The 13,657-nt window shown below is 32.4% G+C and carries 13 protein-coding genes; all 13 read left to right on the forward strand.

Features of this window, described 5'->3' with window-relative positions; all coding sequences use genetic code 11:
* Positions 1 to 92: 92 nt before the first annotated feature.
* Complete coding sequence (locus HHU12_RS30925) at positions 93 to 1,658, forward strand: lanthionine synthetase LanC family protein (RefSeq protein WP_240971209.1); 1,566 nt, start codon at positions 93 to 95, stop codon at positions 1,656 to 1,658.
* Positions 1,652 to 3,028 carry a glycosyltransferase gene (locus HHU12_RS30930; RefSeq protein WP_169660607.1) on the forward strand — a complete coding sequence of 459 codons (1,377 nt, stop codon included), beginning with the start codon at positions 1,652 to 1,654 and terminating at the stop codon, positions 3,026 to 3,028. The genes HHU12_RS30925 and HHU12_RS30930 overlap by 7 nt, the downstream gene beginning before the upstream one ends.
* Positions 3,025 to 3,681 carry a hypothetical protein gene (locus HHU12_RS30935; RefSeq protein ID WP_169660608.1) on the forward strand — a complete coding sequence of 219 codons (657 nt, stop codon included), beginning with the start codon at positions 3,025 to 3,027 and terminating at the stop codon, positions 3,679 to 3,681. The genes HHU12_RS30930 and HHU12_RS30935 overlap by 4 nt, the downstream gene beginning before the upstream one ends.
* A gap of 6 nt (positions 3,682 to 3,687) precedes the next feature.
* Positions 3,688 to 4,224: a peroxiredoxin family protein gene (locus HHU12_RS30940; RefSeq protein ID WP_169660609.1), complete on the forward strand. Its 537-nt coding sequence runs from the start codon at positions 3,688 to 3,690 to the stop codon at positions 4,222 to 4,224.
* Positions 4,208 to 6,322, forward strand: coding sequence for a peptidase domain-containing ABC transporter (locus HHU12_RS30945; protein ID WP_169660610.1), 2,115 nt, complete (start codon positions 4,208 to 4,210; stop codon positions 6,320 to 6,322). Before HHU12_RS30940 ends, HHU12_RS30945 begins: the two co-directional genes overlap by 17 nt.
* An 80-nt stretch (positions 6,323 to 6,402) precedes the next feature.
* Positions 6,403 to 6,558, forward strand: a complete 156-nt coding sequence (locus HHU12_RS30950; protein ID WP_169660611.1) for a hypothetical protein — start codon at positions 6,403 to 6,405, stop codon at positions 6,556 to 6,558.
* Positions 6,559 to 6,581: 23 nt separating this feature from the next.
* Entirely contained in the window at positions 6,582 to 6,746 is a 165-nt protein-coding gene (locus tag HHU12_RS30955; RefSeq protein ID WP_169660612.1) for a hypothetical protein, read from the forward strand.
* Positions 6,747 to 6,809: 63 nt separating this feature from the next.
* A complete protein-coding gene (locus HHU12_RS30960; RefSeq protein WP_169660613.1) occupies positions 6,810 to 7,550 on the forward strand; it encodes an ABC transporter ATP-binding protein in 741 nt (246 codons plus the stop codon).
* 1 nt (position 7,551) lies between these two features.
* Entirely contained in the window at positions 7,552 to 8,688 is a 1,137-nt protein-coding gene (locus tag HHU12_RS35160) for a hypothetical protein (protein WP_205960041.1), read from the forward strand.
* Positions 8,689 to 8,754: 66 nt separating this feature from the next.
* Positions 8,755 to 9,996, forward strand: coding sequence for an ABC transporter permease (locus HHU12_RS30965; protein ID WP_169660614.1), 1,242 nt, complete (start codon positions 8,755 to 8,757; stop codon positions 9,994 to 9,996).
* Positions 9,997 to 10,001: 5 nt separating this feature from the next.
* Positions 10,002 to 11,069 (forward strand): efflux RND transporter periplasmic adaptor subunit, encoded by a 1,068-nt coding sequence (locus HHU12_RS30970; RefSeq protein WP_169660615.1) that lies wholly within the window; start codon positions 10,002 to 10,004, stop codon positions 11,067 to 11,069.
* Positions 11,066 to 11,749 (forward strand): ABC transporter ATP-binding protein, encoded by a 684-nt coding sequence (locus HHU12_RS30975; RefSeq protein ID WP_169660616.1) that lies wholly within the window; start codon positions 11,066 to 11,068, stop codon positions 11,747 to 11,749. The genes HHU12_RS30970 and HHU12_RS30975 overlap by 4 nt, the downstream gene beginning before the upstream one ends.
* A gap of 5 nt (positions 11,750 to 11,754) precedes the next feature.
* A complete protein-coding gene (locus HHU12_RS30980) occupies positions 11,755 to 13,095 on the forward strand; it encodes a TolC family protein (protein ID WP_169660617.1) in 1,341 nt (446 codons plus the stop codon).
* Positions 13,096 to 13,657 lie beyond the last annotated feature (562 nt).

A 13,657-nucleotide genomic window follows, 5' to 3' on the forward strand; every position in this document is an offset into this window, starting at 1 on the left:
GAAAAACATTACTATAAATGTGGTAATTTTAGTAACGGATGTAGCTAGATCAACCTAAAATAGCCATCACCAAAGAATTAATAGAAGGAGGGCTGAAGGATTGTTTTCTTTATTATGAGGAAAAAATTAATAATGTTGGTTTTTATAATGGTGTAGGAGGGTTGATTTATGCCTTAACAGAAGCGTATTTAGTTTTTGAAGAGGAGCAGTATTTGATAAATGCTCGTCATATTATCAATGTTTCAATCGGAGAAAGAGCATTCCATAAAGTCAATTTAGAAGAAGGAGTATCAGGTTACTTGCTTGGTTTGCTTCATCTTTATCAAATTGCTCCATCAGCTTATTTAGAAGAAGAGATCCTGAAGTGCAGTAAATTGATTATTCATCATATACGCTTTACAGAGAACGGGATTTACTGGGATGAAGCTCCTCAATCTTTTGCTCCGGTGATGGGTTTTCTGAAAGGTAATTCTGGAATTGTTTTCTCATTGTTAGAAGCACAAAAACAGATTGTCTTTGAAGATAATGGTATGTTGAGAAAGGTGATGAAGGAAGCTTTGCAATATGAAGATCACTATTTTAAAGAAAATAAAGGGTGGGCTGATACCATGAATCACGACCATTATTTTGGTAATATTTATAAGGTAAATCAACTTTTTACTTTAGACAATAAAAACTCATTTCAGCTAGAAAACTATTCTTCCTATTGGGATCTTGGCTTGTCAGGTTATCTGCTTTCAAGAGAACATTTTATAGATAAAAGTATATGGGGTATTGTTATACTCAAAAGAGAATTAGAACATTTTCTAAGCAATCCTGAAAATAAAAACTTGTCAGAACTAAATAAAATGACAGGGGTTGTATTTACGTTAGTTGCTTTAGGGGAGATTGATGTTGATGAGAAATTAGATCGAATTATTAGTCGATTGTCGAATACTGATACGCTGTCAAGTCATTACTTAAATGAGCATATTTCTGACCTTTCTCTTTTTAAAGGAAGTGTTGGGAAAGCGTATTGTATTTTGAATTTATCTGAAAAGAAAAAAACGTCTGTATTGACTCCTTTTATTCAAAAGAAGTTGGGGAAAAAAGCAAAATTAGAACTTGATGTTTGGGCAGAGATTTTAGAAGGTCATTTCAAAACGTTATCATCTGTATTTAAGATTGATAAACCCAAAAGAGGAATGCTTTTTTATGATGCCTTCGAAACTTTTTTTCAGCAAGATTTCCTGACTAATACGTCTCTTAATATTGTTTCTTTAGAAGAAAAACTGAAGTTTCAATTGAAATCAAAACCGGTTAATTGGCTCTTGGAAATAGCAAAGCAAAAAGATTTAAGTAAGAAGGATTATCATCTGAGTAATAAATCGAGGATGAGGCAAAAGAAGCATCTTTCCACTTATTTCAATAAGGAAAATGGTAAGAGTTTTTTACTATATCTTCATCCAGAATTAGGCTTGCAAAAGACTGAAATGTCACCTGTTGATACTTTTATTATCAGTGAGTTGAAGTTTAATACAATCACTTATCAAGAGCTTTTGGAGATCACTTTGAATGCAAATATTGGAGGACAAAAATTTGATATTGAAATTTTAAAAGAAAGAATAAAGAGTCTTTTAGAGAATGGGTTAATAGAAGAAGTTGTAGAATTATGCTAACTATTGTATTGAGAATTTTCCCACAGGAAAGTCATCATAATGCCACATTTCAGTTTGCGAAAGGCTTGAAAGATTTGGGGCATAGGGTGATTTATGTGGGAGTAGATTCGATCCGGGGACTGATTATTGAAAATGGTTTTGAGTGGTATGGAATCGATGACAAAGAAGACATTGTTGATAAGCCTGTCAACAGAAAGGCGGCGTCAAATAAATGGGAATACTGGTATACACTGATCGCAAACTTATCAGCAGAACGTGAGTCTATCCATAAGGTGAAGAAGGAAATCATGACGAAAGATTTTTTCCTTCAATCGACTCAGGATTTAAAGCCGGATCTTTATCTGGTAGATTCTGTTTATAAAGGAAATATCTTGTCATTGATGAAGCAAAATATACCTGTTGCTTTGGTAGAGACCACCGTCTCAACTATAAAATCTGAAAAGAAACCACCTTTGAGTTCAACTCTTATACCAACACCACAAAATAAATGGTCAGATATAAAAGTGAGACTCAGCTGGGCGAAACATCATTTACGACAATATATGATGAATACTTTGATGGGATCTTTTGAAAGTGCAGTACTGGAATACATGAAAGATAAAGGACTTGACAGAAATATAATTGATCGAAAGCGTTATAAGTTTCTTGGGTATCATACTATTCCAGAAGTGAATACCACCTTTTTGGAGTTTGATTTTCCCCATCAAAAAAGAGAAAATCATTTGTATGTAGCTCCTAATCAACTGATGAAAAGGCAACATTTGACTTATGATTATATGTTTGATAAAATCATGCGGCAACATACTGCATCAGACAATAAATTGGTCTTCTGTTCTTTTGGCACAATGGCTTGGAGGTACTATGGTCATGAGCAGTTTTTAATGAAAATGGCCCAAGCTTTTACAAAGGTGAAAGGAGTGACTTTCTTGATTTGTGTCGAAGATGAAAACCTTCGGTTGGAGTTGAGGGAGACGACAAAAGGGTCCGATATTCACTTTTTTAGAAGAGTACCTCAGGTGGATTTATTAAAAGAAGGAGTGGATCTTATGATTGGTCATGGTGGAGTAAATTCAATCAATGAATGTATTCTGACCAAAACGCCAATGCTGATTTACCCTGGCAGTAAGGAACTGGATCAGGTGGGGAATGCAAGTAGAGTTGTGTATCATGGAATAGGTTTAAGAGGAACGTATTCGGACTCTGAGAAGGTGATTTTACAAAAGTTAAACAATCTATTAAAAGACCGTTCTTTTCATGACAACATGAAAAAATTAAGTCAGAAAATTAGTGATAGTTCACAATACATTAATGCAGAGGAGTTGCTGAAAGTATTGGTGCCAAATTATCAAAATGAATGCATAACAACATGATTAATTCAATTTTACAATCCAATAAGATTACTTCTTTCATTGTACTCGTTTTTATCTCTTGGACTATTCAGTTTATTTCTAACGAGTTTATAATTACCGATGAGGTTTGGTATTCAACTTACGGCGAACAATTAACAATAGAACAAATAGACGGACTCTTGGAATGGAATATGGAATATTGGTGGTTTTCCTACCTTTTTGCTCCAGTCGTTTTGAGCCTGAAAATATTGATGATCACACTGGCTTTGATTATAGGCGGAGTATTGTTTGATGTTTCTCTTTCTTTCAAAAAGACTTTTGGAATAGTAATCTTGACAGAGTTTATTTTCATTATTCCTAGTCTGTTTCAAATGATATGGTTTATAAGTGTGGAAGAACTTATTTCCTTAAATGATATGACTTCCTTCACTCCTTGGACATTGTATTATTACCTCAGTCAAGAAGAATTAATGAGCTGGACCACCTATCTTTTGAATCTGATCAATGTGTTTGAGGTAATCTTTATTCTTCTTCTGACTTACCTTATTAAACGATACCTTTTGGATTCAGAAAAGACGGAGGTGAAAGCCTATAAGATTGTTTTATATGGTTATGGAAGTGGTCTGCTTACATGGGCTGTTTTTATTACTTTTTTATCAATCCAATACAGTTAATCTGAAATGAAGCATCTCAAAATACTAATTATCGGTACTTTTCTTTTGGTGCTCTCTGGTTTCGTATATAAAATATATGAATCGTTAGAACAAAATAAAAAAGTGGGGGATTCAATAAAATACTTGCCTTCATTTTCTTTTCAGTCTTATGCAGATACATCAAAATATATTTCATCAGAGGTATTCCAATCTCAAAAGACAATGATAGTTTTCTTCAACTCCACCTGTCATTTCTGTCAAGATGAAATACAACTTATTAATGATCATTTTGATGAAATTGAAGATGAAGGAATTCAAGTTGTTTTTGTCTCAGATCAACCGATTCATGAAGTCCAAAGCTTTAGGGCTGAACAACATTTGGAAGCAAGTAAACTACTGTTTTTAAAAGCAAAAGAGAATGAATTTTTTGAAATGTTTGGCTCAACTGTAGTGCCCAATGCTTTTCTCTACAATACAAAAGGGGAGTTGATTAAAAATATAAAAGGGTTCTCAAAGCTCACATTGATAACTAACACTTTTAAAGAAAATGAAACAGTCATATAAAACATTTGAGAAGTATCAGGTGATGCAACAAGGGGAATCGGACTGCGGTGTTGCTTGTCTGCTGAGTATCATCAATTATTATGATGCTTCTCCTATCTCACTGGAAGAATTAAGGGCTTACAGTGGAACAACTGTTACTGGTACGTCGATGTTAGGCCTTTATGAAGCGGCTCAGAAAATTGGATTTAAAGCAAACGGATGTAAGGCAACATTACAGAGCTTGAAAGAGCATCAGCAACCTGCAATATTACATGTGATTATCAATCAGCAGTTACAGCATTACATTGTTTTTTATCAATACAATCAGCATAATAACACCTTTGTGATTGGTGATCCTGCACGTGGTGTAAAAGAATATACCGAAGAACAATTACTTGAAATATGGACTTCTAAAACTGTTTTAGTTTTGGAAAAAACACCTCAGTTGAAGACAGAGTCTGAAACAAAGGAAAACAGGAAAAAGTGGTTTTTAGAAATAATAGAGAAAGATAAGAACTATCTAATTTCAGGAGGTTTTATCGGTGTGGTGATTGCAGTTTTAGGATTATCGATGAGTATCTTTTCTCAGAGGCTGATTGACCACATTTTACCCTCTAATGATAAGGTGAAACTGTTGCTTTCTGTGGGTTTATTGTGTGTTTTGCTAGGAGGCAGAGTATTGTTTACCTACATACGAGGCCTTCTTTTATCAAAACATTCAAAGCGGTTTAATTCAGATGTCATTCACTCTTTTTTCAGTAAATTGATGTACCTGCCAGTGCCGTTTTTCCAACAAAGAAAAACAGGAGAAATGGTAGCTAGACTCAATGATACTCAACGCTTACAGCAAGTGGTAACACACTTTATGACCAACATAACCATTGATGTTTTACTGGTTTTAATCTCATTGATTTACCTCTGCTTTTTTAATATTTGGATTGGAGTAGCTGTGTTGGTTATTATTCCAGTGTATGTACTTGTGGCGTTTAAATACAATACCACAATTATGGATGCACAGCAGGAGGTAATGGAATTATATGCTCAAACTGAAAGCCAATATATTTCTACAGTTCAAGGAATAAAGGCCGTAAAAATCAACAAGAAAGAAAGCTATTTTACGGATCAAACGAAACTAATCTATGACCAATTTCAAGCACGAATTTTTGATTTTTCAAAACTGCAGTTAAAAGTCAGTAGTTTAATGGAAAGTTGGAATGTAGTCTTTTCAATTTTGTTGATTGGAATAGGAGCTTACTTCGTTTTTCAAGAGCAATTGACTACAGGCGAAATGATGGCTATTCTAACAGTAGCCATGAATATTTCTCCTTCAGTGATTCGAGTTTCTTTGTCAAATATAGAATGGAATGAGGCAAAAGTAGTCTTTGACAGGATGTATGAGTTTGTAAAAATAGAGAAGGAGAAAGCAACCACAGATGTAGTGATTAATGATATTAAAGAGATTGAGTTCATAGGGAGCAGTTTTAGATTCCCAGGGAAAAAAGAACTGTTGTCAAAGCTAAATTTTAAAGTTGAAAAAGGAGAGATAATAGCTTTAACAGGAGAGAGTGGTTCTGGAAAGAGTACAATATTAAACTTACTGCAGAAGTTTCAGTTTGCATCATCAGGTGAAATCAAAGTAGATGGACATCAACTTAATGAAATCTCAAATGAAAGCTGGAGACAGCATATAGGAGTTGTTGATCAAGATATTATTTTATTCTCAGGGACAGTGATTGAAAATATTACTATGAGCCAAAAGCCTGAGGATTTTGAAGAGGCGGTGAAAATATGTCAAGAGATTGGACTTCATGATTTGATCATGAAATTACCTCAAAACTATATGACAGTAGTTGGTGAAAATGGTGTAAACCTCTCCGGCGGACAAAAACAGCTGATCGCTTTTGCAAGAGCGATGATTAAAAAGCCAAAGGTTTTATTGCTAGATGAATTTACATCTGCAATGGACTCAACTATTGAAAAAGAAGTGCTTCAAATCGTAAAAAAAGATGCAAAACACAGAATAACAATAGTGATCTCACATCATAATGAAATGCTTCAGTATGTGGGTAGGATGTATAAAATAGAAAATAATACCATGCGTTCATTTGCAGTGGTTTAAAATATTATTGTGCACAAATAATAAGCGGAAGCCGAAAAGCTTGAAAAGAGTAGGCAATTCAAAAACAAACTTTGATTAAAATGGAAAGTCTTGAATTTCATGAAATGGAATTGGTGCAAGGAGGAGTCTCTCAGGGCGACTTATGTGCCTATGGTGTGGGTATTGCAGTAGCAACTTGGTATACTGGAGTAGGTGTGTGGGTTGGAACTGCTATTGCTGTGGCAACTTGTGTTTAAATTTAAACTTTAACTTTTAAAAAATGGAAAATATATCATTAGAAAATTTAGAGAAAATAGAAGGAGGTTCGCCTATTACTGGCTTTTGTTTAGGATGGGCAACTGCAGTACTTTTTACAGGAGTAGGATCTGTTGCAGTCTCTGCAGGTTGTCTAGCATATGCTACATATAAGTTTATGTCATCATAAATATTATTGACTGGAAGTTTTCCTTCCAGTCAATTCTTTTTTTATTATTAATAATATTTTTATATGCTAGAAATTAAGAAACTCTCAAAAAAATATAATAATAAGATCATCTTTAAAGAAGCTAATCTAACATTAAATGGAGGTCAAATATTAGGTTTGATAGGTATAAATGGTTCAGGTAAATCTACCTTAATAAATTGTTGTTTGGACTTAGTAAAGGTTGACTTAGGGAATATTTTAATAAATGGTAAGGAACATACTAAACTTAAAGATGAAGATAAATTAAAAATTGGTATTGTTGCTGAAAGCATACCTCTTATTGATTCTTTAGATGCTCGAAGATATTTAAAATTTATAGGTGAAATTTATAAAATGGAGAACGAATTGTTGAATCATAGAATTGAAAGTTTATTAGCCTATTTCTTCTCTGAAAATGACAATTTAAAGGAAACCATTGATAATTTTTCAACTGGTATGCGAAAGAAACTTTTAATATGTTCTTCAATGCTTCATGCACCGGATTTATTATTTTTGGATGAGCCATTTAGTGGGCTTGATGAAGTTTCTAGAAGAAAGGTATTGAACATTTTAAAAGATTATTCAAATAATAAAAGGTCAATATTAATAACTTCTCATAATTCAGAATTATTAGAATCTATTGTGACCGATGTAGCTGTAATTGAAAATTATAATATTATTAATTACGGGTCAATACAAAATGTCACAAATAATTTTCAAGTAAGTTTAAGAGAGTTTTTAAATGATAAATTTATTGACTCTTCTGTTCTAAACATAAGTTGGTAATATGAATTTTTTTAAAACTGTACTAAGACTTCATTTTTATATAAAAAAAGAAAATTTAATTGGGAGTGATAAGAAAGTGTTATTGCAATGTTTGATTATTTTTTTTGTTATTGCCTATGGATTTTTATTTAGTAGTGTATTATATTTTAAATCTATTTACTATAATGTTCTTTTTTATTATTTGAATTTATTTGTAATTATAACTCCTACTTTTTATCAATTTTTTCCTGCTTATAAAAAAAAGGAGCAGTATATATTGCCTCATTTTCCATGTAGCTATAAAAGTAGAATCATAATTGATTTTTTTGTTAATGTTTTAAATGAAATATATCTATATGTATTTATATTTTTATTTGTAATTATTTCTTTTTATAAGTTTAATTTATCACATATTGTGTATTTATTTTTTAGCTATTGTGTAAGTATAGTCTTAAGATTTTTTATAAATATATATTCTTTTTCAGGATTTAAATTTAATTTTAGTCTAATAAATAGTTTTAGTTTGAGATTTTTATTTGGAAGTAAAAAAAACCATAAAGCATTATCATTAGCTATATTAATAAAATTTCTTTCTGTATTAATAATAATATTGTTTTATAAGTATTCGAAAATCGATGATGCTTATACCTATTTAATATGGATATTTTTGTCAAATTTAATTTATTCAACTTATTTTTTTGGTAATACTTGGGGGTTTTTGAAAAGTGTTTTCTTATCAGTTTCAGTTAGGAAAAGATATCTTTTTTCTCTTCTAATTATACAATTAAAAATGATGTTTACTGTTTTAATTGTTGATTTTATTTTTACTTATGTTTTAGTTTTAGTATACATGCCTGAATTATCAATTAGATATTTTGTTTCTTATTTGTTGATTACATTATCTAACGTGTTTATATCACTTTATGGCTCTTTAATTAGACCTCAAAATGTCATGAAAATTATAGGTAAATCTCAGGCAGTTAATCCATTAGTTTCATATATGTTGTTATTCAATAGCTTTATTATTTCATTCTATGATAAATTCAATAATATAATATATATATATATTGTATTTAACGTGTTGATAATAATATTGTTAACGATGAAAGTGATAAGTGGGAAAAATATTAAACATACATTTTATGAAAACGTTGCATGAATATAATTAAATAAGTTTTTAATAATGCTATTTATACGTGTTGGAATTCTTATAAAAATTATTTAAATGTTTTTAAATCTTATACAAGAACCACTAGAAAACCTTTTATCACACAAAGTACGCAACATCACCACTGGTCTCGGTGTGTCTTGGGGCCTGTTGATATTGATTCTGCTTTTAGGTGGAGGAGAAGGTCTTTATAATGGTATCAAGAAAGTGTTTTCAGGTTACTCTAAAAATACAGTTTGGGTATATGGAGGTGTAACTTCATTGGTTTATAAAGGAGAAGTGGAAGGGAAAAGAGTCTCTTTTTCAGAAGAATTTCTGAACGGTTTGATGAAAAAGTTTTCAGAAATAGATCAGTTGGGAATAGAGGTGGAGTATGCCGAACAAGTGAAAACTACTTACCTGAACAGGAATTTGAGAAGTGTTTTAAAAGGGGTAAATAATGATTTTTTTGAGTTGAAAAACTTCCCTTTAAAAAGAGGGCGTTATTTTAATCCAATAGACCGTCAGCAACAGCGAAATGTTTGTGTTATAGGAGGGTATCAACAGAAGAACCTTTACAATGATGAAAGTGCTATTGGAAAAACGATTACCATAGGCAACAGGCCTTATTTGATTATAGGCGAAGTAGATAGTGATAACCTTTTTGCTCAATCTGAATCTCGAACAATCTTTCTTCCTTTGGAAACTTATCAAAACCAATTTCAGAAAGATGATGCGTATAGTTCATTTGGTGTTGCACTGTCAAAGGAATCTGAGGAAGGGTTTGTTACAGATCGGCTCAAACCTTATTTGTCGAAAATACTAGGCTTTGATACAAATGATGCAAATGCTATTTATGTCTTAGAAACGAAAGAACAGCGGAAGTCATTTGATCGCTTATTTCAATACTTGAATTCATTTTTATGGGGGATTGGCATTTCATTATTATTATCTGGAGTGATAAGTATATGTAATATGATGGTGTTGGGAGTAAAAGAACGGACCAAAGAATTGGGAATCAGGAAAGCATTAGGGGCGTCTCCGCGTGAACTTTTGGTGATGATCATAACGGAGTCCGCATTGCTTACGCTTGTTTCTGGAACGCTCGGTATTTTTTTAGGATTGGGAGGTTTAGAACTACTGAATTACTTCTTTTTTGAAGCTTCAGATAATCAAATGATAGAGCATTTGTCTATAAATCCTATGATGATTTTTATGGCACTTCTACTGTTGCTTTTTGCAGGAATAATAGCAGGTTTTATTCCCGCTAAAAGAGCAATGGATTTAACGGTTGTGGAAGCATTAAATGAAGAAAATTAAAAATAATGAAAAGTAAAATAATCATATTCTCAATAGTTTTGGTGGCTGTTTTTTCTGCTTTCGCTTTTAAGAACAATCAAAAGGAAGAAAGATTGAATAATAAAGGAGTGCACCCTTATTACTCTATCATTAAAAATGAACGGAAAATTTCTGGATATATCGAGCCGATGAAGGAGGTGCATTTAAAGCCACAAATATCAGGGGTGATTCATAAACTCTATGTTAGACCTGGTGATCACGTGAAAAATGGAGATTTGATTGCCACATTGAAAGTAATTGTTGACCCTTTATCATTAGAAGATGCTCAAAATACTTTGAAGCTTGTTACTGATAGTTATGCTTTAGCAAAAGCTGAATTAGAAAGAAATCGTCTGCTTTTTGAAGCAGGAGCAATCGCTGAAAGTGCTTTTCAAAAAATCGAAAATGAAGAAAAGAGATATAAGCAGGAATTGTATTCGATTCGAAGAAAAATACAATTAATTAAGAAAGGACACATTACAGGAGAGAAACAAGTTTCCAATCAGGTTTACTCTACTATTTCTGGGGTAATTTTAGATACGCCTTATAAAGAGGGAAGCTTTGTGATAGAGACCAACACTTTTAACGAGGGAAGTACAATAGCAACTGTGGCAGATATGAATAAGATGCTTTTTAAAGGGATGATTTCTGAAAATACAATCCAATATCTCTCACCAAAAATGAGCTTTCCTATTATAATTCAAGCGGCAGGGAGTAAAGCTTTTGAAGCTGTTTTGACATATATTTCTCCGAAAGGAAAACAGGTCAACGGAATTTCTAAATTTGAGATCGAGGCGTTGATTGCTTATGAGCAAAACCAGGAATTATTAATCAGATCAGGGTATTCGGCAGTCGCCAATATCTTAATAGAGGAGACAGATAGTGTATTGGCGATTAAGGAAGAGATGCTTCATTTTGATGATGAGGAACGTACTTTCGTGTACTTAAATAATAATGGGGAACAAGAGAAAAAATATGTGGAAGTAGGTGTATCAAATGGAACTGAAATAGAAGTAACGGATGGTTTAACAGAAGAATCATTGCTAAAATTATGATACAACTTAAGAAGGTATTCAAATCTTATACTTCAGATAAACAATCTACTAATGTTTTAAAGGATATTTCTCTTACTATAAATGAAGGAGAATTTGTTGCTGTAATGGGAGCTTCTGGATCTGGAAAATCCACACTGTTAAATATTATGGGGCTATTAGATAATTTTGAGGAAGGGGAGTTATTGCTAGAGGAACAAGAATGCAGGAGATTAAGTGAAACTGAAAGAGCTGAATTAAGAAATAAAAAAATGGGGTTTGTCTTTCAATCTTTTCATCTTATTCCCAATAAAACAGTAATCAAGAATATCGAGCTCGCATTGTATTATTTGAAAGTCAAGAAAAAAGAACGTAGAGACAGAGCATTAAAAATTTTAGAACAACTAGGGTTGGGAGATAAAACCGATCAATTTCCTAACAATCTATCCGGAGGACAGAAGCAGAGAGTAGCCATTGGCAGAGCAATTGTCACACAACCGTCAATCATTTTTGCTGATGAACCTACAGGTGCTTTGGACTCCAAAACCAGTTTGGAAATTATGGAACTGCTCAAAGAAATTCATCATCAGGGTAAAACTATTTTTATGATTACCCATGATATCAATATCGCTGCATATGCAGACCGTGTCATCCATATTAAAGATGGTCAGCTTTTTACAGAAGCGGATACGATTACGAACTAAAAATCATGAAACATTTCGCTTTATTAATACTCTTTTCATTAAAGGGTTTTTATTCCTACAGTCAGGTGAATACACTTTCTTTGGAAGAGGCTATTCACTATACTTTAGATCAGAATTTTGAGATTAAAATAGAAAGAATGAATCTTCAAGATGCTGAACAGCAAAATACTTGGGGAAATGCAGGGAGGTATCCGCAAGTACAATTACAGTCTTCTAACAATCTTCAATATCAATATTCTTCACCTGCGTCACCTTTTGCCTTGGAAGGGAAAAGTAGTAATAATTCCATCAATCTTGGACTTAGCGGGCAATGGGTTTTGTATAATGGTTTCAATGTTTCTATTAGAAAAGAACAGTTTGAAAAACTGGAGGAAAGAGCAAGATGGCAGTTGCTTTATGAAATGGAAGAGCAGATTGATCAAGTGGTACAATCCTACTATATGGTGCAGTATGAAAATGAGAAATTGAAAGTATTGGAACGAATTTTAAAGCTATCAAGGGATAAATTAGAAACAACCGAATTGCATAATAAAGTGGGGGCAGGAAGTCAGTTTGAATTGGCTAGAGATCAAACCACTTTTTATACCGACTCCACAAACTATATAGATCAGAAATTAGTGTGTGAAAATGCACAGAGAGATTTAAATTTTTTGATGGGAATTGAGGCAATAGATCAGCAATATCAATTGACTGACCCTTTGAGTATCACGCCAATTCATTTTAATTATGAAGAGCTGTATGATAAGATGAACACTTACAACTCTTCATTGCAGGCGCAGAAAATCAATGTGTATTTGCAAGAAAACAACTATCAGCAAAACAAGAACCTAAAATCAATAACACTTATGGCAGATATGAGTTATTCTGGAAATACCAATTGGTATACCGCTGATATGCCACAATTGGAGGGTGGTTTTAAGGAAGAGACAAATAGAGGGTTTGGGTACGGCCAAACAATTGGGTTAACGCTTTCTGTTCCAATTTATAATGGGGGTAAGAATAACCGGCAGATACAATCAGCCATTATTAAAAAGGAACAAGCTCAAATTGAAATGGATAGAGTAGAACTTTACCTCAAAAAAGAATTTACTAAGTCTTATAAAGAATATCAAAATGCGATCAGAAAAGTGGAGTTAAGTAAAGAAAGTCTGAATGCAGCAGAGAAAAATTTAGTATTGAGCCAAAAACAATTGGAACAGGGAACAATCACCACTTTTGAATTCCGTCAAGTTCAAAATAGCTTCCTCAATTCCTCTCTCAATCTGTTTAATGCACAATTTGTGCTCATTCAATCTCATGTAGCTTTACTAAGAGTTTCAGGACAATTGATTAGCAACTTTCAATAGATTGGGATGAGCCGAGTTTTATTTTCCTTCAGAAGAATGTTGTTAAAATAGGTTATAACACTTTTCTTTAAGAAGTTATTTATAATGAAAATAGCTGACTATTAAAATTTAAAGCACTGATAATTAGAGTATTTATAGCTTTTTATTATGTAGAAAGTTGTCCTCGAAACAATTTTTTTAATTGATATTTTTGTAGTTAGATTTGTGATAGTACAGAAGCTAACTTTGATAAATCAAACCGTATGAATAAATCAATCTTGAGATGTAAACTGAAATATTCGTATCAATAATCTCATTTTACAAGATCACATAAAGCAAATTATTAAGATGAAGAATCCTTTAACAAGAAGTGGAGCATTTGGAATTATACTTAGCAGTTTAACCCTGGTAAAGCATTACGGTGTTTTCTATAGCAATTTATTGAGTATAATGTCTATTGCTGTATTTACTTTTATAATGGAAGTCATCTAGACTTTTTTGATTTTCATAAATTTTTTTAGTCCAATAACTATAATCCCTAGAAAATTGAACCCTTTCCAGCTAGAAATTGTCGTGTCAAATC

Origin of the sequence: Flammeovirga aprica JL-4 (assembly GCF_012844305.1) — a bacterium.
Taxonomy (GTDB): Bacteria; Bacteroidota; Bacteroidia; order Cytophagales; family Flammeovirgaceae; genus Flammeovirga; species Flammeovirga aprica.

Bases quoted from the DNA above. Each gene is read 5' to 3' on its own strand.
- HHU12_RS30930 (WP_169660607.1), top strand. From the start codon at position 1,652: ATGCTAACTATTGTATTGAGAATTTTCCCACAGGAAAGTCATCATAAT.
- HHU12_RS30935 (WP_169660608.1), top strand. From the start codon at position 3,025: ATGATTAATTCAATTTTACAATCCAATAAGATTACTTCTTTCATTGTA.
- HHU12_RS30940 (WP_169660609.1), top strand. From the start codon at position 3,688: ATGAAGCATCTCAAAATACTAATTATCGGTACTTTTCTTTTGGTGCTC.
- HHU12_RS30945 (WP_169660610.1), top strand. From the start codon at position 4,208: ATGAAACAGTCATATAAAACATTTGAGAAGTATCAGGTGATGCAACAA.
- HHU12_RS30950 (WP_169660611.1), top strand. From the start codon at position 6,403: ATGGAAAGTCTTGAATTTCATGAAATGGAATTGGTGCAAGGAGGAGTC.
- HHU12_RS30955 (WP_169660612.1), top strand. From the start codon at position 6,582: ATGGAAAATATATCATTAGAAAATTTAGAGAAAATAGAAGGAGGTTCG.
- HHU12_RS30960 (WP_169660613.1), top strand. From the start codon at position 6,810: ATGCTAGAAATTAAGAAACTCTCAAAAAAATATAATAATAAGATCATC.
- HHU12_RS35160 (WP_205960041.1), top strand. From the start codon at position 7,552: ATGAATTTTTTTAAAACTGTACTAAGACTTCATTTTTATATAAAAAAA.
- HHU12_RS30965 (WP_169660614.1), top strand. From the start codon at position 8,755: ATGTTTTTAAATCTTATACAAGAACCACTAGAAAACCTTTTATCACAC.
- HHU12_RS30970 (WP_169660615.1), top strand. From the start codon at position 10,002: ATGAAAAGTAAAATAATCATATTCTCAATAGTTTTGGTGGCTGTTTTT.
- HHU12_RS30975 (WP_169660616.1), top strand. From the start codon at position 11,066: ATGATACAACTTAAGAAGGTATTCAAATCTTATACTTCAGATAAACAA.
- HHU12_RS30980 (WP_169660617.1), top strand. From the start codon at position 11,755: ATGAAACATTTCGCTTTATTAATACTCTTTTCATTAAAGGGTTTTTAT.